This is a genomic window from Algoriphagus sp. (assembly GCF_013373065.1).
GTDB lineage: Bacteria > Bacteroidota > Bacteroidia > Cytophagales > Cyclobacteriaceae > Algoriphagus.
Genome location: NZ_JABXIN010000010.1, coordinates 1 through 20,143, shown reverse-complemented (window position 1 = coordinate 20,143; position 20,143 = coordinate 1). Strand labels below are relative to the sequence as shown.

Sequence of the window (20,143 nt, the reverse complement as noted above, 5' to 3'; positions counted from 1 at the left end):
TAAAATGAATCTCCTCTTCATCACCAACAAATTTCCACCCCTTAGTTGCGGTGTGGGTGATTATACCTACCATTTGGCAAAGGAATTTGTCAACAGCGGGTATATAGTATCTATAATTTGTAGGACTGATCAATCCATAAAAGACCACTGGCAAATGCATGATGAAGGGTTTCAAGTGTATCCTATTGGTGGTAACTGGCAGCGCAGGGATTGGAAGTTGGTGTTGGAAAATATCCAACAGATTAAACCGGCTACAGTGTTGTTTCAATATGTTCCAGGATCTTACGATCGTTATGCCGTACCGTGGCATTTAATCTATTTTTATAGGCAGCTCCAACACTTGCCAGTTAAAATTGTCACAACCTTTCATGAAACTTATGTAAGATATAATTGGACTCATCCTAAATATTTGTATCTGGCGATTGGACAACGAATTATTGCTAGGGTTGTGGCTAAGCTTAGTCATCAACTCATCACAAGCATCGATCGTTACGAAGGGCAATTGTTACGGTGGAACCCAAAGATCAAACAAATTCCGATTGGATCTAATATTACGCCAATTTCTGTTTCGGATCATGAAATAATGAGCTTACGTCATCGTATAGCGCCTAATGGAGAAAAGGTTTTGAGTACATTTGGCATTCGCGATCATGTTTCATTGTTGAAATTATTTCAGAGAGTGCTCGAAGAAGATACCAATTTTGTATTGCTGATCATTGGTAAGCTTCGCGCAGATTTGTCCTATTTTCCTGAATTGGTTCAAAAGAAAATTTACATTACGGGATTTCTGGATTCACCGGATGTCTATCGACACCTCAAAGCGAGTGATGCGTTTATAATGTTTGACTTTGTAAACAAAAAAGGAGAAGGAGGTACTTGTAATAAAAGTGGTTCTTTAGCTGCGGCTTTTGCTGCCGGATTACCGATTATTGCTACTAAAGGTGATATGACTAATCGCCTAATTCTTGAGGGTGCAGGGATAATTTGGATTGATTATCATCCTTCTATGAGCATGAAAATATTGAAATACTTAAATGAGGATATTTCATTTTTAAGAAAATTATCCGATACTTTTTATAAAGAGCAATTATCTTGGAATTCTATTTATTCAAAATATTTGAGATGAAACAATTTTTAAAATCGATTTTAGCTACACATTTTAAGGAAGTTTATTTTTGGCAACAATCTTATAGATTCAGGCGTCAAACAAAAAAAAAATTTTGGGATTTTCAGAATTGGGTAAAAGAGAAATTATTTGGTTCAGATCCAATAAAAATACTTTCAGGACCATTCGTCGGATTGAAATATTATAATAGAGTAGTTTGGGGCCCAATCACGCCAAAGTGGATCGGGTGTTACGAAGAAGAACTACATGATATTGTTAATAAGATAATAGAATATCAATATGACATAATCATTGATGTAGGTGCTGCCGAGGGATACTATGCTGTTGGTTTAGCAAAAAGCTGCACTAATTCAATTGTTTACTCTTTTGATATTGATCCTTTTGCCAGAGAGTTGCAAAAAGAACTTGCTTCTATAAATAAGATATCTAATTTAGTTGTTGGAACTTATTGCGATCATCGGAATCTTGATTCATTAATCCATGCTGAAAGAAAAAACCTTATTATTTGTGATATTGAGGGTTTTGAATACTATCTTTTAAATCCAAAAGAAGTTCATAAAATTCTTTGCTCTGATATCCTCGTTGAGATTCATCCTTTTGATTATGATGGAATACATATTGACATAAATCAGATGGCTTTAATATTAATTGATCGGTTTAATATTACACATGAAATTAAACAAATTGAAATAGCTAATAAGGAAGTTCAAAGATATCGTGATTTACTAAGAAATCTCTCTGAAACTGAAATGATTAATGCTATGAATGAGTATCGCCTTAGTGGTCAAAAGTGGTTATGGATTAGAAAAAAAACTCCAAATTGAAAATTCTAATTTATTCTACCGTTTTTTTTCCATCTACTGGAGGTATGGAAACCGTAGCTGAAGTTTTGGCAAATGAGTTTTACCAATTGGGGCATCAGGTGGATGTGGTAACTACTGCTTCTCTTGGGGGAAATATTTCGGAAAAAGATTGGCCTTTTGTTGTTCATCGCAATCCTAGGTTATGGACTTATTGGAATCTTGCTAAAAAATCTGATGTGATACTACATAATTGTGTCAGCTTAAAACAACTTTTTCCTGACCTACTCTACAAAAATAAAGTATTTGTGATTCATCACACCTGGTATCGGCTTCCTGATCGTCGCTTAAATTTAAGCGCACGATTAAAACGTTTTATCAGTGGTTATTTACATAATTGCTATATCAGCAAGGCCATTCAACAAGACTTGGGACATACTGGTAAATTAATTCCAAATCCATACAACAACACCCTGTTTAAAATTAGGCAAGGTGTTGATCGAAATAGATCTTTGGTTTTTTTAGGGCGTTTGGTATCTGATAAAGGCTGTATGGTCTTACTAGAAGCGTTAAAACTAGCCAAAGATCGCTATTCTCGATTTGAACCAGATTTAACTGTGATAGGAGAAGGGCCTGAGAAGCCTGTTTTAGAATCATTTACTAATAAGTATTTACCAAATCAAGTGCGTTTTGTTGGTAAATTGCATGGCGAACAATTAGCACATACATTAAATCAGCACCATATGATGGTGGTACCGTCGGTATGGGAAGAACCTTTTGGCGTAGTTGCTTTGGAAGGCATGGCCTGCGGCTGTTTGGTAATTGGTTCTGAAAAAGGTGGTTTAAAAGATGCCATTGGGTCCTGTGGATGGACTTTTCCCAATGGGGATGCTGAGGCTTTGGCTAATCTTTTGGTCAAAGTCTGGAGTGATAGGACTGATTGGGAGGAAAAATATATTGCCGTCCCCGGGCATTTATTCATACACCAACCCGACCAAATCGCCAAGAAATACTTGGATTATTTTAATACAAATGTTTAGGATAGGTTTCGAATTAGTAAAACCTAAGCATCTATTTCCTAAGAGTTCTTTTATTGGAGGAAATCCTATAATTAAGGCTTTGTGGGGCTTAATATTTTTCACTGTATTTAGTGGGGCTTTGAGAAAATGGGTCTTTGGTGCCGGAGCTATAGGTAATGCTATCTTTTTATTTCAGTTATTGATTCCTCTTTTGTTATTTCTTGTGATCCGGCGGAATCCCATGCCCAGTTTAAAGAAAGTCCCAAATATATGGCCAATTTATCTTTTTTATTTGGTGGTTATTGCTCTTAATCCCATGAATCAGAGCATTTTTCATGGAATTTTTGGGCTTTTACTTCATACCGGGTATTGGTTGATTTGGTTGGCTTATATCCAAAAAGGATCTTGGATGGAATTGGAAAAACTGGTCCCTCTTTTGGTCCTAATTTTATTGGTTGAATTTTTTTTAGGTTCGTTTCAGTATGCGCTTCCAGGAACACATATTTTAAATCAATATGCCAGTGGAGTGGAAAATAACACCATTGTTGGAGATGCGATCAGAGTCTCCGGTACATTTAGTTATTTGGGGGGCTATCAGGTCTTGGTTCCGGTTTTTGCTTGTTTGGCTTGGTTTCTTATTCTTAGAAAAAGCTCGGCAAATCTGATTTTTTCGGTGATGATTTTAGGGCTATTAATGGCCTTTATGAGTGGTTCCCGTGGGGCAGTTGGATTTTTTATTTTGTATTTGCTGACAGCCTTCTTACTGACCGGATATTTCGGAGGCAAATTAATCAAATTGGCTATTCAGGGAACCTTGATTATGAGTGTACTGCTTTACTTTCTACCTTCATTTTCAGCTCTACTTACCCGGAGTTACGAAAATTTTATATATCGAGTAGAGAATAGTGATGAATTGGATCAACGGATAGCCGGTGGTCTTGCCGAGATTATACATTTTAAAGGAAATTACCCGGTTTTCGGGGTGGGGTTAGGTGCAACTTATCAGGGAGCTAATGCCCTATTTGGTACCTCTAGATTTGTTCAAGAATATGGAGGCTATGAAAGTGAACCTGCTCGCATTGTATTAGAGGGGGGCTTTGTTTTGTACTTTTTAAATTTTATTATGATTATTATCTTTTTAAAATACACGGAAAATCTTCCGAGGTTGGCTAAGTTTTTTTTTCTGGTAGTATATTATAATTCCATGGTCACTTTTAATGTCTATCAGGGGGTCTTTTATGTGTTTGGGATAATGTTAGTGGATAGAGGATATTATTTAAAGAAAATGGATAAAGAAGGAAAAAAGTCACAAATCTTAATTTCTACTTAAATGCGAATTGCTGTTTCACACCCAGGAAAGCAATATGTGCATTTGCTTTTGCAGGGACTTTATCAAAAGGGATATTTGGATCATTTTTATACACTTTTCGCAGCAAATGCTATCCAACCCTATCTACAATTCTTTCCCAAACGAATAAAAAAGGATCTTAAAAAGCGCCTTTTCCTCGAAATTCCTTCCGCTCTTATTTCCCAAAGATGGGACTTGTTTCTTATGGAAAAACTGGGCAAAATCCAGAGTGAAGCCGATCTGATCCAGAAAATCTATGATCCTTTTGACCAATGGGTCGCTAATAAAATAGAGATTTATCCACCGGAGCTTTGCATAGGATATGAAAATGCCAATTTGCATACCTTTCGGAAAGCCAAAGGTTTGGGGATTACCACGGTTTTGGATTTAGCCCAAATTCATCATCATGCCATTTTGGATATCCATTCTAAGCATGGATTTTTAAATTCCTCTTACTCCGAAGATACTTTAGCTTTTATCAATTCCAGAAAAGAAGAAGCTTTAGCTTACACGGATTATATTTTGACCCTTTCCAGCTTTGCGAGGGAAAGTTTGTTGGAAAATGGAATATCTGCTAAAAAGGTTTTTATAGTAAATCTTGGGGTAAATCACCAGATTTTTTATCCCAAAAAGGACTATGACAAGAAGAAGCGATTTCGTTTCCTTTTTGTTGGAACGATTACCCGAAGGAAGGGTTTGGATGTACTTTTTCAGGCTTTTAAAGAACTGAATCTCCCTGCTGTAGAGTTGGTCTTGGTTGGACCTATGGCTGATGGTCAAGCCTTTTTCAAACAGTATGAGGGGTTGTTTACCCATGTCCCATTTTTACACCATGAAGAACTTTCGGAGCAGTATCGACAAGCGGATGTATTTGTCTTTCCTTCCTATTTGGACAGTTGGGCACAAACCGTAGTGGAAGCCATGGCATGTGGCACACCTGCCATTGTTTCTGAAAATACAGGTGCAAAAGATGCTGTGATTCAAGGCGGTGGATTTGTGGTTCCCACGGGAGATGTGGAGGCATTAAAAGAAAAAATGACCTTCTGCTTTGAAAATAGGGATGAGGTTGAAAAGCTGGGTAAAAAAGCAGCAGAAATCGCTCAAAATTATACCTTGGAAAATTATCACAATCAGGTGATTCATGCGCTGAATCAAATCGCTCGTGAAAAGAATCAGAGTTAATTTTATTTTCAGAAAGCAAGGAGAGGGTCACAACAGCATTGAAGAGCTTTTTCATTCCATCATTGCAAATTTGCCAGAAGAAATAGATACCAAGATTGTAGAATTACCCTACGGTGGCGCTTCTATAAAGTCAGTACTGTTGAATTTATGGCATGTGTTGTTTTTAAAGGGGATTATCCATGTAACAGGTGATGTGTATTACATCGGATTGATTCCATTCAAAAAAACTATTTTGACCATTCATGATACCAATGTGCTGGAATTGCCATATATATCATCACTTAAGAAGGTATTCATTAAATGGTTTTGGTATAGCCTACCTTTGAAGACAGCCAAGAGGATAACTGTGATTTCAGATTTTACTAAAAATCAAATCAAAGAAATATACCCTAAGGCTTTAAAAAAGACAGTGATCATACACAATCCTGTCAATCCGATACTTGAAACAAAACCTAAACAGGAGGTAGCAATCCAAACCCGAGTTTTGCATTTAGGAACTAAACCGCATAAAAATTTAACAAACACCGTCAAGGCCACTTATAAATTAGGCTACAAACTGATCATTGTGGGGAAGCTATCCGAAAATCAAAAGGCACTATTGCTCGAATATCCTGTGGAGTATGAAAATTACACCAACCTTGATTTCTCTGAGATAAAAGCACTTTATGAGACCTGTGATTTGGTGTCTTTTGTATCATATTTAGAAGGTTTTGGTATGCCGATCATCGAAGCACAAAAGGTTGGAAGGCCTGTGGTGGCTAGTGACCGGTGTTCTATTCCGGAAGTAGGAGGGCATGGCGCTGTTTATGTAAATCCGGATGAAGTAGAAGCTATGGTCAAAGCGTATAAGAGAGTTGTAGAAGATCCCCTTTTTAGAAATCAATTGATCAAACGTGGTTTTGAAAATGTCAAAAGATTTGAAGTGCCGACTGTTTGTAGCGCTTATGCAAAAGTTTATGAGGAACTAGAAAAAAGATGAAGGTTAGATTACTAATTCAGGTGTTATTTGTTTTTTTTCCTTGGTTCCTGAGGCGAAGAATATTGAATGTGTTTTTCGGTTTTAAAATCCATAAAACAGCTTATATCGGAAAATCTATCATTCTTGCTTATAAACTGGAGATGGGGGAGTTTTCAAGAATTGGGTCTTTAACTTTCTGTAAGAATATAGACGCTTTGGTTTTGGGTAATTATTCCCGAATTGGAACTCTAAATTACATTACGGGCTTTTCGACCAGGTTCAAGGATTTTTTTTCCCATCGGGAATCTAGAAAATGCGAACTTTTAGTTGGTGATCATAGTGCGATTACCAGCCGACATTTTATTGATTGTACAGACCAAATTAAAATTGGAAGATACACTACGGTGGCTGGAATCAGGTCTCAAATTTTAACCCATAGTATCAATTTAAAGGAAAATATCCAGGATTGTAAGCCTGTAGAAATTGGTTCCTATTCATTTGTTGGAACCAACAGTGTGATTTTGCCCGGATCAAAATTTCCTGATTATTGCATTTTAGGAGCTCACTCTGTTTTGAATAAAGATTTTGAAGAAGAGGCTTGCCTCTATGGGGGAGTCCCGGCAAAAAAAGTAAAAGAATTGGAGAAAGATTCTTATAAATATTTCTCAAGATTGACTGGTTTTGTAAGCTGAGTATGAAAATTATTCACGTTGTACCTTCCATTGACCTTTCGAGTGGAGGACCATCAAAAAGTGTTACGGATCTTTCGATTCATCAGGCTTTAAAAGGAGAAAAGGTCAGCATTTTAACAGCAGCTTCATCCAATCCTTATCTAAAAGAAAGTTCGATTTCGAATTTTTCATTGGTTTTTACCAAAAAGGAAAATTTAAGGAAAAAGTTGCTCGAATTTTTGAATAGGAATGAAATCGATATGCTTCATGGACACGGAATTTGGCAAATGCCAGTTCATTGGATGGCCAAAGCCTCAAAAAAAAAGAATATTCCTTATATAATCTCCCCAAGAGGAATGCTTGAACCTTGGGCATTAAATGTAGGGAAATTGAAAAAGAAATTGGCTTTGGCCTTATATCAACGAAAAGATTTGGCAAAAGCTGCTTGTATTCATGCCACTGCAAAGATGGAAGCAGAAAACATCCGCAAGCTTGGGTTTACCAATCCGATTGCTGTAATACCTAATGGAATTGATTTGGCTGAATTTCCTCTGAAAACTTCTGGGGAAAAATATGGGACAAAAACGCTCTTGTTTTTATCCCGCATTCATCCCAAAAAGGGAATTGAATTATTGGTTGAGGCCTGGTCTCAGCTTGATCCCAAAATCAAATCAGGTTGGAAAATTGAATTAGCCGGAAACGGAGAGAAGAATTATATTCAGGCCATTCAAAAACTTATTCAGAGAAAAGGTTTAGAATCTGAAATAACTATCATTGGTCCTCAATTTGGCCAAGCTAAATTAGAAGCATATCACCGAGCCGATCTTTTTCTATTACCTACCTATAGCGAAAATTTTGGGATTGTGATTGCCGAAGCCTTGGCCTGTGGAGTTCCGGTGATTACGACCAAAGGAACCCCATGGGAAGAATTGAATGAGCTTCAGGCAGGTTGGTGGATCGATATTGGTACAAATTCTCTGAAAGAGGCATTGGAAAATGCCTTATCTCTTTCAGATGAAGAAAGGAAGGAGATGGGGCTAAAAGGTAGAAAACTAATTGAGGAAAAGTACAGTATTGAAGTAGTGGCCCGGCAAATGATCCAATTGTATCAATGGATTTTGGGAGGACAAGAAAAGCCTGAATTTGTTCTATAGGATGACCTTAGAGATTCAAAAAAATCGAACTGCAACAAAGTATTCGAAAAAGGAACAACTTTTACGTGTCCTCTGGATGCTTGGTGGATTCTTTTTTCGATTCTCTCCTCGGCCTTTTTTTGGGTTACGAAGATCTTTATTACGCTTATTTGGTTCTCAAGTAGGGGAGAAGGTCAATATTTATCCTTCCGCTACGATTTATTTTCCTTGGAATCTGATCATTGGGGATTACAGCGCGATAGGAGAACATGCTTTGATTTACAACTTGGGGCCCGTTGAAATCGGGAAAAATGTAACCATATCCCATATGGCTCAGGTTTGTGCTGGTACCCATGATTATACCGATCCGGCCATGCCACTACTGAAGCCCATGATTGTAATTGAAGACAATGTTTGGATTTGTACCCAGGCTTTTGTCGGCCCTGGAATAAGTGTAAAAGAAGGAGCGGTAATCGGTGCTGGTGCGGTTTTGACTAAATCTACGGAAAAGTGGATGGTATATGCAGGAAATCCGGCAAAGCCAATTAAATCTAGGAAGCTAAAAAAGCATAATAGTTAAAAACTGTTTATCTCAAATCAGTGACTAAATGAAGATTAATTTTTCTGTTTTGATTCTTACCTATAATGAAGAAATAAATATTGAAAGATGTCTTCAACCATTATCTGAGTTGGATGATATTATAGTAGTTGATTCTTTTAGTACAGATAAAACTATTCCTCTTTTAAATAGCTATTCAAATGTTCGTGTTTTTCAACGAAAGTTTGATGATTTTGCTTCACAAAGAAATTTTGGTCTCAAAAATTTTGGTCTCAAGCATCCATGGGTTCTGCATCTTGATGCAGATGAAGTTGTCGATAAGGATTTCCTAGAGGAATGTTCAAGATTGGCAGAGTTAGACGAAAAAAGTGGTTATCTCGTACCAAGTAAACTAATCTTTTTAAATAAATGGATCAAGCATGCAAGTGGATTCCCTGTGTATCAGATGCGATTCATGAAAATTGGAGAAGTAGAATTTGTTCAAGTGGGCCATGGTCAGCGTGAGGGTAATTCAAAAAGGGGAATTGGATATATGAACACCCCCTATTTACATTATAATTTTTCAAAAGGCTTGGCGGATTGGTTTGAAAAGCATAATCGTTACTCAACCCAAGAAGCTCAACAAGAACAAAAAAATGAAAAAGATTCATTGCGTCATATTTTCAGTTCAAATAAGATTTTAAGAAGAAGGGCTTTAAAAAAAATTTCTCATCGAATTCCATTTAGACCGTTTTTCAAATTTTGTTATTTATACTTTTTTAAAATGGGTTTTTTGGATGGTAAAGCCGGGTTCTATTATTGTCAGCTTATGTGGCTATATGAGTCAATGATTGTAGTTAAAAAGAAAGAAAATTTTTAGGTCGTGAAAATCTGTAAGTTATTGGATTCTATTTTTTATTTCCAATTAATAATTAACGATTAACGATTAACTCTTAACGATTAACATTTAAACTTGAAAGTCTCCCTTATCACGGTCACTTATAACTCCGCTGCGACCCTGGCCCATACCATTGAAAGTGTGGGAGTGCAGGATTACTCGGATTTGGAGTATATCATTGTAGATGGTGGGTCTTCTGATGGAACTTTGGATTTGATCCAATCTTATCCGGAGGTGGTGAGTCAATGGATATCCGAACCAGATGGGGGCTTGTATGATGCAATCAATAAGGGAATCAAAATGGCCACTGGGGATGTTGTGGGGATTATTCATTCAGATGATTTTTACCATCGTTCGGATGCCATTTCGAAGGTGGTCAATGCTTTTCAGGAATTTGGGACAGATTGTGTGTATGGGGATATCCGTTTTGTAAAACCGGAGAATCTAGAAAAAACCGTTCGTTATTATCATTCCGGTCGCTTTTCAGCTGAAAAAATCAAGCGTGGTATTATTCCTGCGCATCCTACATTTTTTACATACAAAAAGAATTTTGAAAAATACGGGTATTACCGAACCGATTATTGGATTGCAGGTGATTTTGAACTCTTGGTAAGGTTTTTACATACCCATCAATTGAGTTATCATTACTTGCCTGAAGATCTCTTAAAAATGAGAACAGGGGGATTGAGTACCCGATCCTGGAAGAGCACACTCATAATTAATCAGGAGGATTTGCGGGCTTGCCGGGAAAATGGTATAAAAACCAATTATTTTTGGTTGTATTCACGATATTTTAAGAAATTGCTCGAGTTTTTACCGAGTTTGTTTTGAGAGTTCTTCTAATCCTCGTCTTTTTCTTTCTAGTAAACATGCTTCCCGCTCAGGTGATCCCGGCGGGATTTCCTGTTTTAGAGGAGCGAACTCGGTTTGCCCAGCTTTCTTCTGATTCGGTAGGACCTTCTTTTATGATTCGACCCAATATTGATTATCCTGATTCTGTAGCAAAGGAATCAATAAAAATTGGGAAGGGGGAAATTGGGTTTACTGTTTTGCCAAGTTTAAGTACTATTCGCATCACTACGAATAGGCCTTACGGCTTCGGAGATTATGGAATGATTCCTACTCCCGGGGCACAATTTTATTTAGCCGGAGGAGTCCATTACCAATGGAAGGAATTGGGAGTTACTTTTTATCCTGATTTGGTATTTGCTCAGAATGCTTCTTTTTCAGGATTTCAGGGGTATAGAAATGCTTCATTAACAGGGGAAAGATTTCTTTATTGGAATACAGGGGATAATCCAGAACGCTTTGGAGACAAACCTTATTTTCGATTGGGGTTGGGACAATCCAAGATCTCCTATGGATTTCGATCCTTTGAGGTTTCTATTTCCAATCAAAATATCTGGTGGGGTCCTGGACAGTTTAATTCCTTGAATTTTTCGAATGCAGCCCCTGGCTTTCCTCATTTTTCAATTAATACCCGCAAACCAGCGAAGACTTTTTTGGGAAATTTTGAGCTGCAGATGATTAATGGAATTTTTAAAACAGAGCGAATTCCTCCAACACAGTCTGATAGTTTGAATGCTCGATATTATGACCCCATTCGAGAAAAAAATAGGTACATTAATGCCTTTACACTTACCTATAATCCTGTATGGGCAAAGGGACTTTATTTTGGAGCTTCCCGAACCGTCCAAACTTTTACGGATTCGGTAGGAACCAGTTTTATTGATATTTTCCCAGTCTTTTGGGGTTTGACCAAACAATCTGTTGGATCGGATTTAGTTGGGCAATCTGACAAGGGAAGGAGTCAACAAATCAGTATTTTTGGCCGCTATGTGCATCAGCCTTCCCGCTTTGAATTGTATTTTGAATTTGGTAAGCGGGACCATGCATTGAATTGGCGAGAGTTTATTTTGAATCCCGAACATGCACGGGCCTATTTATTTGGTTTTACTAAGCTGATTCGAATCGAGGAATTGGAATCTGATTTTTTGATTCGGGCGGAAATCACGCATCAGCAGGAATCAGTAAACCGATATATCCGATATAATTATGGATTTATTACGGGGGGCTTCTCTTGGGGAATGAATGGAGCCATAGGAGGGATTACCCATCATGCGCAACCGATTGGAGTGGGGATAGGAACAGGCTCCAATATACAGACTTTGGAAATCAGTAAAATCGATGGATTAAATAAGGCAGGAATCTTCTTTGAGCGCTTGGAAAATACAGTGGATTACTATTATAAGGTTCGACTTCACGATACAGAACGCAAACCCTGGGTAGATCTTTCGGTGGGTTTTTTGTATGACAAGCAATTGGGAAATTTGTTGCTCATTTCCAAGTTGCAGTTGATCCACGCCCGAAACTACCAGTGGCAGCTCGATCCATCCAGCACCCCCGACTTCCCGAAAGGCAAGAACCTGACGAGTGTGATGGGGCAGGCGTCAATTATTTATTTCTGGAATAAAGACTAAGAGAGTATCAAGTAGCTAGAAGCAAGTATCAAGTAGGATAAGAGTTCTTAGTGCCAAGAGGTAAGTTGTAAGTGGTGATTGGTAAGAAGTAGGTTATTGATAGTACGAAGTACCAAGTACTAGAAAAAGTAAGTGGTGAATAGTAAGTGGTTATTGATAGTACGAAGTACGAAGTACTATGTACCAAGATTTTCAAACTTGAAAGGCTAATTTACTTTAGGTAAGATGTATTTTCGATTAACCTTGAACGACAAACATTGAACTCTGAGCTTTGAACATCGAACATCGAGAATCGAGCATCCAAAAAAGGCTTCGACTCCGCTCAGCCTGACAAAAATTTAACTTTTGAAACAGGATCTTTTTGCAAATCCCATTCTCCTTTTTCTGTTTTTCAATAATTCCGAATCCCTCCAGTTAATCAGTTAAACAATTCATCGATTCATCAATTCATCAAAACATTTAACATCGAACCTTGAACTCTGAACCGCGATCCCTGAACTCCAACGTTTAACGCTTAACAATTAATATTGAACTCCGAACTCCGAACTTTGAACCTCGAACCCTGAACTCTGAACCTCCACGCTTAACGTTTAACCTTTAACGCTTAACTCAACTCTTTTGACTTTCGAAATACTTATCACATTAATTTTGGTTGCTGCTTTGATTCTAACCCTATTCAAGGGTTGGCTTCGTCCCTCTTTGGCTTTTTTGGGGACGGCTATAGGATTGATAGGTCTCCAAATTATTCAGGTAGAAGACTTGCTTCGGGGCTTGGCAAACAAACAAATCATCCTGATTTTTCTGTTGATCATTCTAACAGCCGGTATCCAACGAAATGTGGGACCTTCTTTTTTCTTTAAACTGTTTCACAAAACATTAAGTCCATTTCAGTTTCGTTTCCGAATGATGGTTTTGGTTTCGGGACTTTCTTCGGTTTTGAACAATACCCCGGTCGTGGCCTTGATGATCCCTTTTGTTAAAAACTGGGCCGATAAAAATCACTATGCCGCTTCCAAGTTTTTGATCCCGCTTTCCTTTGCCACCATTCTGGGTGGGATGATCACCTTAGTCGGAACCTCGACAAATTTGGTTTTAAATGGTTTGATTGCTCAGGAAGGTTTGACCTTATTGGGTTTTGCAGATTTTTTGTATTTGGGTTTGTTGGTAACTGTTTTAGGCTTGTTGTATTTGACCTTTTTCTCCCAAAGTTTCCTGCCTGACCGGAAAGGTAGCAAAGAGGAGATTATGGGGCATTTGAATGAGTATTTGGTGGAGACTCAGGTAGGTGCGTCTTCTAATTTGATTGGAAAAAGTATTGAAGAAGCAGGCTTGCGGAACTTGAAAGAGCTCTTTTTGGTGGAAATTAAACGGGGCGAAGAAATTATTCCTGCGGTGGATTCTTCCGAAAAGATTTTTGCCGGAGACCAATTGTTTTTTGCAGGAAATACGGGAGCTATCCTGACACTTATTAATGAGAAAAACGGATTGGTCCTTCCAGAAGAATCTCATGTGGAGGCCAATGGATTTTCGGACCTAACTGAGGCGATTGTACCTACAGGAAGTTCCCTAATCGGTCAATCCTTGAAAAATATCGGTTTTCGGGATCGTTATAAGGCATCTGTGATTTCCATTTATAGGAAGGGTGAAAAAGTGCGTGAAAATTTAGGGGAAACGGTTTTGCAAGCGGGTGATTTACTCCTTTTGCTTTGTTCCAAAGATTTTTTGAATGGGGCTTCTTATCGGGATTTAATTGTCCTATCCAAAGCAGGAGAGCTGGAGAATAAAATTTCTTGGACTCGCATGCTTCCGAGTTTTAGTGCTATACTGATTTTATTGGGAGGGATTTTGGGGGTTTTGGATTTATTTTTGGCAGCCGTATTGGGGATTGTGGTTATGCTGTTTTCTAAGGTTTTGAATATTCCAAAAATCAAGGAAGCAGTGGATTTGGATCTTTTGGTGATTCTTGCTTCAGCTTTGGCTTTGGGTACTGGTATTCAGCAATCCGGCCTTGCGGCCTTTTTGGTCGAGCTTATTGAGGAAATTAGTCCGGGACTTCCTGTTTGGGGGAGTATTGCCTTATTGTTTCTGTTGACCCTAGGTCTAACGACATTAATTACCAATGCTGCGGCAGTGACCATCATGTTCCCCATTGCCTATGAATTGGGAATGCAGTCTGGAGGAAATCTGACTCCTTTCTTTGTGACCATTGCTTTTGCGGCATCTGCGGATTTTATGACTCCTATCGGATACCAGACGAATTTGATGGTGATGGGGCCCGGGAATTACAGGTTTTCCGATTATTTTCGAATAGGCTTACCTTTGACCCTGATTTATACATTGACGGTTTTAGTCTTTATTCATTACTATTATTTCTAGCATGGGAAATCATATTCATCCCACGACATTTAAAATCTCAAAAAGTGAGCGGATTAAGCTACTGAATCAAAATCCCAAATTGATTTGGTTTACCGGTCTTTCCGGTTCCGGAAAATCTACATTGGCTAATGCGGTGGAAGCTCAGCTATATGAATCGGGTTTTGCTACCTATTTGTTGGATGGAGATAATGTTCGGACTGGTTTAAACAAGGATTTGGGATTTTCAGATTCTGACAGAATCGAAAATATCCGGAGAATTGCCGAAGTGGCGAAGTTGATGTTACATGCTGGTCTGATTGTGATTTCAGCATTTATTTCTCCATTTCGAAAGGAGCGAGAGATGATTGCCGGATTGGTAGGGGAGGAAAATTTCTTGGAAGTCTTTGTGGATTGTCCCTTGGAAGTCTGCGAACAGCGGGATGTGAAAGGATTATATCAGAAAGCTAGAGCTGGAATAATCCCCAACTTCACGGGGATTGATTCTCCATACGAAGCTCCATTAAACCCAATAGTACATGTTCATTCGGATAAGGAAACTTTGGAGGAATCTGTTCAAAAGGTATTAGCTATGATTTTGGGGAAAATTGAGGCAGGAGAGAAACCGAACCCTCCGAGGGTTTAGATTTCTTGAAAATATGGAAAGTAATTGAAGCTTGAATAGATGATGGTCAACCCTCGGAGGGTTTTTTCTTAAACACCCAACTTCGAACCTTGAACATCCATTTTCCCTCATCTTCCAAAACATTAAAACTATTAACGTTTAACGCTTAACCTTTAACATTTAATGTTTAACATCTCCTTCGTAAACAAAAGGATTAAAATAAAACCATAAAACTCCATGAGAGCCTATTATTTACCGCATTTAAAGGAATTGGAAGCAGAAGCGATTTTTGTCATCCGGGAAGTGGTGGCACAATTTGAGCGACCTGCACTTTTATTTTCCGGTGGGAAAGACAGCATCGTATTATCGCACTTGGCCAAAAAGGCCTTTTATCCAGCCAAAATTCCGTTTCCACTGATTCATATTGATACAGGGCATAATTTCCCAGAGACGATTGCCTTTCGGGATGCTTTGGTGGAAAAATTGGGTGTACAGCTGATTATGGGTTCTGTGCAGGAAAGCATAGATAAAGGCCGGGTCAGGGAAGAAACGGGCGTAAATGCCAGCAGAAATGCTCTTCAAACAGTGACCCTGTTGGATACCTTGGAAGAATACAAAATCGATGCTGCCATGGGGGGTGCGAGGCGAGATGAAGAGAAAGCCCGAGCTAAAGAGCGCTTTTTCTCTCATCGGGATGAATTTGGACAGTGGGATCCCAAAAATCAGCGACCGGAATTATGGAATCTTTTCAATGGGCGAAAGCATATGGGAGAGCATTTCCGGGTTTTCCCTATTTCCAATTGGACAGAGATGGATGTTTGGCAATACATTTTAAAAGAGCAAATTGAGTTACCATCCCTTTATTTCTCTCATGAGCGGGATTGCATTGTTCGAGACGGGGTAATTTTGGCCCATTCCGAATACATCACCCTCAAGCCTGAGGAAAAGGTCGAGCGAATGGTAGTTCGGTACCGAACCTGCGGGGATATGCCGATTACCGGAGCAGTGCTGTCCGAGGCCAATACCTTGGAGATGATCATTGAAGAGGTAGCTACAACGAGGACAACCGAGCGGGGAACCCGAGCCGACGACAAGCGTGGGGAGACCGCTATGGAGGATCGAAAGAAGCAAGGGTATTTTTAAGTACGATGTACCAAGTACAAAGTACGATGTACCAAGTATCAAGTACAAAGAAGTTCAGTGTTCAACCAACTTATAACGAAAACATTTAAAGAGATCTTTGTCAGTCCGAGCGGAGTCGAGGACCATTACACAGTTCATCGATTCATCACTTACTCAATTAACTTTGACCTTAAAAGCCTTAACGTTTAACGCTTAACAATTAACATTCAAATTTGAAATGTCAATTCAAGAAAATAATCAATTACTACGGTTTACAACCGCTGGATCAGTAGACGATGGAAAGAGTACCTTAATTGGTCGATTGCTATACGATTCCAAATCCATATTTGAAGATCAAATCGAGCAAGTCAAAGCCTCCTCCGAAAAGAAAGGTTTTGATTATGTGGATTTATCCCTATTGACAGACGGTTTGAAATCTGAACGGGAGCAGGGGATTACCATTGATGTAGCTTACCGTTATTTTGCGACACCTAAGCGAAAATTCATTATTGCGGATACTCCCGGGCATATTCAATATACCCGAAATATGGTTACTGGAGCATCTACTGCTAATTTGGCGATTATTTTAGTGGATGCTCGGAAAGGTTTGTTGGAACAAACGTACAGGCATTCTTTTATTGCCTCACTGTTGAAAATTCCACATGTGGTGGTCTGTGTGAATAAGATGGATTTGGTGGACTATTCGGAGGAAGTTTACAACAGAATCGTGCAAGATTATGAAGGCTTTTCCTCCAAGTTGGATATCAAGGACGTTCAGTTTGTGCCCATTTCAGCCTTAAAGGGAGACAATGTGGTAGAGCGGTCTAAAAATATGCCTTGGTATGAGGGGTCGACTTTGCTTTACCATTTGGAGCATGTGCATATCGCCTCTGATATCAACCACATTGACTGCCGTTTTCCAGTTCAAATGGTGATCCGTCCGCATACCTTGGAACATCAGGATTTTCGAGGCTACGCGGGAAGAATTGAAGGAGGAATTTTCAAACCAGGAGATGAGGTAAAAGTGTTGCCATCTGGATTTTCATCCCGTATTAAGTCCATTGAACTCAATGGGGAGCCCATTGCAGAGGCTTTTTCTCCCATGTCTGTGACGATGACCTTGGAGGATGAAATTGATATTAGCCGCGGAGATATGATCGTACGTCCTAATAATCAACCGGAGGTGACGCAAGATTTGGAAGTAATGATTTGTTGGATGAATCAGCGGAGTTTACAGCCCCGTACTAAAATGATCCTAAAGCATACAACCAAGGAATGCCAGGCCATGGTGAAGGAAATCCAATACAAAGTGGATGTGAATACCCTGCATCGAATTGAAGGTATTGGGGAGATTGGAATGAATGATATTGCCCGTATTTCGATCCGCACTGCCCAGCCGGTTTTTATGGATGGATACCGAAGAAACCGACAAACAGGATCTATTATTCTGATCGATCCGAATACCAATGAGACGGTAGGAGCGGGGATGATAATTTGAGTAGCAAGTATCTTGTTTCAAGTATCAAGAGATTGTGGGTTCAATGTTCAATTTTAAGTATTAATTAGACTGATTTCGTGCTATTCGATTAAACAATTAGACAGTTCATCAATTCGACTTAAAAGAACCAAGAACCAAGAACCAAGAACCAAGAACCAAAACCCTTACATTACCGTCATTGCGATCCCGAGAATCGGGAGAAGCAATCTTATTTGGCAAAAACACTGCTTGCCCTCCGGAAGACTGCCACGGCTCGTGCCTCGCCTCGCAGTGACGATAAACCGATTAAACAGTTCATCAATTCGACAATTCGATATTTTTAAACCTTGAACCTCGAACGCGGAACTTACAACCTAGAACCAAGTCTATGAATTTGAAAGAATTAACCAGTATTGCAAAGGATGCCGCTTTAAATGCTGGTATTGAAATATTGAAAGTATATCACTCGGCTGATTTTGGAGTGGAGATAAAAGGAGATGATTCTCCTTTGACCAAAGCAGACAGGGCTGCTCATGAGGTGATTGTTTCTTTTTTGGAGAAAACAGAACTCCCAATTCTCTCCGAAGAAGGTAAGGATATTCCATACGAAACAAGAAAAGCATGGGACTATTTTTGGCTGGTAGATCCTTTGGATGGAACTAAGGAATTTATCAAACGGAACGGAGAATTTACTGTTAATATCGCTTTAATACATCAGGGAGCGCCGGTAATCGGAGTGGTTTATTCCCCTGTTTTGGAATGGATGTATTGGGGAAATGAAGAAGAAGGAGCTTGGAAGCAGGTTAAGAATAAATCTCCGATTTCTTTAAAAAAAGAAGAGGGTTCCAAGGTGGAAACCATCGTTGCCAGCCGTTCTCATCTTAGTCCAGAAACTCAGCAATTTATTGATCAATATCCGGGAGCAGAGGTCATATCTATGGGGTCTTCGCTCAAATTTTTGTTGGTTGCTGAAGGAAAAGCTCAAGTTTATCCACGCTTTGCACCTACTATGGAGTGGGATACTGCAGCTGCGCATGGGGTACTTCTAGCAGCAGGAGGTGAAGTACTGCAATGGCCGGAAAAAACTCCTCTAGTTTACAATAAGGAGAACTTGCTGAATCCCTGGTTTATTTGCTGGGGGGTAGTACTAAGTGGTGATTAAACGTACTAAGTACTAAGTATTAAGTACCAAGATAAGTAAGTGGTGAATAGTAAGTGGTAATTGAAAGTACGAAGTAACAAGTATCAAGTACCAAGATTTATTAATCATGAAAGGTTAATTAAACATGATACCGGGAATAAAAACTATTAACCTTTAACGCTTAACTCTGAACCCTGAACCTTGAACCCCGAACGCTGAACCTCCAACCCTGAACTCCCTCGTTTAACGCTTAACTTTTAACGCTTAACGTTGAACATCGAACTCCGAACTACTTTTAATTCCATTTCAAAATTCTGTATTTTTAAATCATGGAAACCAAAAAGCAACCTATTGTTAATGAGCCAGATATAGAATATGGAAACTATTCTTATGCGGATTATTTGACTTGGACAATGGATGAAGTGGTGGAGTTGATTAAGGGCAAGGTGTTCAAGAAAGCTGCAGCTGCTCCGGGACGAACGCACCAACGTATTTCCATGCATCTAGGTTCTGAGCTTTTTCAATTTTTGAAAGGAAAGCCATGTGAGGTTTTTCACGCTCCCTTTGATGTTCGCTTACCTATAAAATCAAAGAAGAATTCAGAAATTGATACGGTGGTTCAACCAGATATTTGTGTAGTCTGCGATCTGGAAAAGTTAGATGAGGCAGGTTGCATAGGTGCACCGGATTTGGTGGTGGAGATTCTTTCTCCGGGAAATACCAAAAAGGAATTAAAATTGAAATATGAAGTCTATTTGGAATCAGGTGTGAAAGAATATTGGGTCATTTACCCTGTTGAGCAAAGTATGCTGATTTACACCTTAGAGAATGGAGTATACAAAGCTTCCCGTTTATTGGCTTCTGGGGACAAAGTAGAATCGAAAGTGATACCAGGTTTTTCTCTTGATTTGGATGAATTATTTGCTTCTTATTAAATAATATGGTTTTTAAACCCGAAAAAGCCTCTGGAGACAGAGGCTTTTTTTATTGTTGGAGGAGATGAAGTCGGTCAATCCACGTGGTTTTAACCGGGAGCTATTCAATTTCAGCCAGTTAAACGATTCGACGATTCAACAATTCCTAAAAAACTCCGAACATCGAACTACGAACTTCCCACAATTAACGATTAACGCTTAACAATCCATCGTTTCCATCCCTCGTAGCAGACAGTCTCTTGCTGGGACTAAGGTTAATTTTCCACTCCAAAGTGAATAGTCCCAGCGCTGGGGGTGGAGAGGTGCTTTTACCCTGGGTTGCGTCGTCTCTCCTTACC

The 20,143-nt window shown here is 39.0% G+C and carries 18 protein-coding genes; all 18 read left to right on the top strand.

Features of this window, described 5'->3' with window-relative positions:
• Positions 1-4 precede the first annotated feature (4 nt).
• The 18 genes from HWE15_RS06810 to HWE15_RS06725 all read left to right on the top strand — a co-directional run bounded on the left by HWE15_RS06810 (position 5) and on the right by HWE15_RS06725 (position 19,805).
• Positions 5-1,126, top strand: a complete 1,122-nt coding sequence (locus HWE15_RS06810) for a glycosyltransferase (RefSeq protein ID WP_290506763.1) — start codon at positions 5-7, stop codon at positions 1,124-1,126.
• Positions 1,123-1,950, top strand: a complete 828-nt coding sequence (locus HWE15_RS06805) for a hypothetical protein (RefSeq protein WP_290506762.1) — start codon at positions 1,123-1,125, stop codon at positions 1,948-1,950. The genes HWE15_RS06810 and HWE15_RS06805 overlap by 4 nt, the downstream gene beginning before the upstream one ends.
• Before the next feature lie 44 nt (positions 1,951-1,994).
• Positions 1,995-2,966 carry a glycosyltransferase family 4 protein gene (locus tag HWE15_RS06800; RefSeq protein ID WP_290506761.1) on the top strand — a complete coding sequence of 324 codons (972 nt, stop codon included), beginning with the start codon at positions 1,995-1,997 and terminating at the stop codon, positions 2,964-2,966.
• A 295-nt stretch (positions 2,967-3,261) separates the two neighbouring features.
• Positions 3,262-4,275: a hypothetical protein gene (locus HWE15_RS06795; protein ID WP_290506760.1), complete on the top strand. Its 1,014-nt coding sequence runs from the start codon at positions 3,262-3,264 to the stop codon at positions 4,273-4,275.
• Positions 4,276-5,475 carry a glycosyltransferase family 4 protein gene (locus tag HWE15_RS06790; RefSeq protein WP_290506759.1) on the top strand — a complete coding sequence of 400 codons (1,200 nt, stop codon included), beginning with the start codon at positions 4,276-4,278 and terminating at the stop codon, positions 5,473-5,475. It abuts the gene before it with no gap.
• Positions 5,456-6,454 (top strand): glycosyltransferase family 1 protein, encoded by a 999-nt coding sequence (locus tag HWE15_RS06785; protein ID WP_290506758.1) that lies wholly within the window; start codon positions 5,456-5,458, stop codon positions 6,452-6,454. Before HWE15_RS06790 ends, HWE15_RS06785 begins: the two co-directional genes overlap by 20 nt.
• Positions 6,451-7,125 carry an acyltransferase gene (locus HWE15_RS06780; protein WP_290506757.1) on the top strand — a complete coding sequence of 225 codons (675 nt, stop codon included), beginning with the start codon at positions 6,451-6,453 and terminating at the stop codon, positions 7,123-7,125. The genes HWE15_RS06785 and HWE15_RS06780 overlap by 4 nt, the downstream gene beginning before the upstream one ends.
• Positions 7,126-7,127: 2 nt before the next feature.
• Complete coding sequence (locus HWE15_RS06775) at positions 7,128-8,258, top strand: glycosyltransferase (protein WP_290506756.1); 1,131 nt, start codon at positions 7,128-7,130, stop codon at positions 8,256-8,258.
• Between the two features lies 1 nt (position 8,259).
• Positions 8,260-8,817, top strand: a complete 558-nt coding sequence (locus HWE15_RS06770) for a DapH/DapD/GlmU-related protein (protein ID WP_290506755.1) — start codon at positions 8,260-8,262, stop codon at positions 8,815-8,817.
• Between the two features lie 28 nt (positions 8,818-8,845).
• Positions 8,846-9,655, top strand: coding sequence for a glycosyltransferase family 2 protein (locus tag HWE15_RS06765; RefSeq protein ID WP_290506754.1), 810 nt, complete (start codon positions 8,846-8,848; stop codon positions 9,653-9,655).
• A 93-nt stretch (positions 9,656-9,748) separates the two neighbouring features.
• A complete protein-coding gene (locus HWE15_RS06760; RefSeq protein WP_290506753.1) occupies positions 9,749-10,504 on the top strand; it encodes a glycosyltransferase family 2 protein in 756 nt (251 codons plus the stop codon).
• 38 nt (positions 10,505-10,542) lie between these two features.
• Complete coding sequence (locus HWE15_RS06755; protein ID WP_290506752.1) at positions 10,543-12,153, top strand: capsule assembly Wzi family protein; 1,611 nt, start codon at positions 10,543-10,545, stop codon at positions 12,151-12,153.
• A gap of 618 nt (positions 12,154-12,771) precedes the next feature.
• Entirely contained in the window at positions 12,772-14,529 is a 1,758-nt protein-coding gene (locus HWE15_RS06750) for an SLC13 family permease (RefSeq protein ID WP_290506751.1), read from the top strand.
• Between the two features lies 1 nt (position 14,530).
• On the top strand, positions 14,531-15,151 hold the full coding sequence (gene cysC, locus HWE15_RS06745) for an adenylyl-sulfate kinase (protein ID WP_290506750.1): 621 nt from the start codon (positions 14,531-14,533) through the stop codon (positions 15,149-15,151).
• A 216-nt stretch (positions 15,152-15,367) separates the two neighbouring features.
• Positions 15,368-16,273: a sulfate adenylyltransferase subunit CysD gene (cysD, locus tag HWE15_RS06740; RefSeq protein ID WP_290506749.1), complete on the top strand. Its 906-nt coding sequence runs from the start codon at positions 15,368-15,370 to the stop codon at positions 16,271-16,273.
• Between the two features lie 217 nt (positions 16,274-16,490).
• Positions 16,491-17,750: a sulfate adenylyltransferase subunit CysN gene (gene cysN / locus HWE15_RS06735; RefSeq protein WP_290506748.1), complete on the top strand. Its 1,260-nt coding sequence runs from the start codon at positions 16,491-16,493 to the stop codon at positions 17,748-17,750.
• A 367-nt stretch (positions 17,751-18,117) separates the two neighbouring features.
• Positions 18,118-18,891 carry a 3'(2'),5'-bisphosphate nucleotidase CysQ gene (cysQ, locus tag HWE15_RS06730; RefSeq protein WP_290506747.1) on the top strand — a complete coding sequence of 258 codons (774 nt, stop codon included), beginning with the start codon at positions 18,118-18,120 and terminating at the stop codon, positions 18,889-18,891.
• A 308-nt stretch (positions 18,892-19,199) separates the two neighbouring features.
• On the top strand, positions 19,200-19,805 hold the full coding sequence (locus tag HWE15_RS06725; protein ID WP_290506746.1) for a Uma2 family endonuclease: 606 nt from the start codon (positions 19,200-19,202) through the stop codon (positions 19,803-19,805).
• Positions 19,806-20,143: the final 338 nt, after the last annotated feature.

Excerpts from the sequence above, each read along its gene's own strand:
- HWE15_RS06810 (WP_290506763.1), top strand. The coding sequence starts at position 5 with ATGAATCTCCTCTTCATCACCAACAAATTTCCACCCCTTAGTTGCGGT.
- HWE15_RS06805 (WP_290506762.1), top strand. The coding sequence starts at position 1,123 with ATGAAACAATTTTTAAAATCGATTTTAGCTACACATTTTAAGGAAGTT.
- HWE15_RS06800 (WP_290506761.1), top strand. The coding sequence starts at position 1,995 with ATGGAAACCGTAGCTGAAGTTTTGGCAAATGAGTTTTACCAATTGGGG.
- HWE15_RS06795 (WP_290506760.1), top strand. The coding sequence starts at position 3,262 with ATGAATCAGAGCATTTTTCATGGAATTTTTGGGCTTTTACTTCATACC.
- HWE15_RS06790 (WP_290506759.1), top strand. The coding sequence starts at position 4,276 with ATGCGAATTGCTGTTTCACACCCAGGAAAGCAATATGTGCATTTGCTT.
- HWE15_RS06780 (WP_290506757.1), top strand. The coding sequence starts at position 6,451 with ATGAAGGTTAGATTACTAATTCAGGTGTTATTTGTTTTTTTTCCTTGG.
- HWE15_RS06775 (WP_290506756.1), top strand. The coding sequence starts at position 7,128 with ATGAAAATTATTCACGTTGTACCTTCCATTGACCTTTCGAGTGGAGGA.
- HWE15_RS06770 (WP_290506755.1), top strand. The coding sequence starts at position 8,260 with ATGACCTTAGAGATTCAAAAAAATCGAACTGCAACAAAGTATTCGAAA.
- HWE15_RS06765 (WP_290506754.1), top strand. The coding sequence starts at position 8,846 with ATGAAGATTAATTTTTCTGTTTTGATTCTTACCTATAATGAAGAAATA.
- HWE15_RS06755 (WP_290506752.1), top strand. The coding sequence starts at position 10,543 with ATGCTTCCCGCTCAGGTGATCCCGGCGGGATTTCCTGTTTTAGAGGAG.
- cysC (WP_290506750.1), top strand. The coding sequence starts at position 14,531 with ATGGGAAATCATATTCATCCCACGACATTTAAAATCTCAAAAAGTGAG.
- cysD (WP_290506749.1), top strand. The coding sequence starts at position 15,368 with ATGAGAGCCTATTATTTACCGCATTTAAAGGAATTGGAAGCAGAAGCG.
- cysN (WP_290506748.1), top strand. The coding sequence starts at position 16,491 with ATGTCAATTCAAGAAAATAATCAATTACTACGGTTTACAACCGCTGGA.
- cysQ (WP_290506747.1), top strand. The coding sequence starts at position 18,118 with ATGAATTTGAAAGAATTAACCAGTATTGCAAAGGATGCCGCTTTAAAT.
- HWE15_RS06725 (WP_290506746.1), top strand. The coding sequence starts at position 19,200 with ATGGAAACCAAAAAGCAACCTATTGTTAATGAGCCAGATATAGAATAT.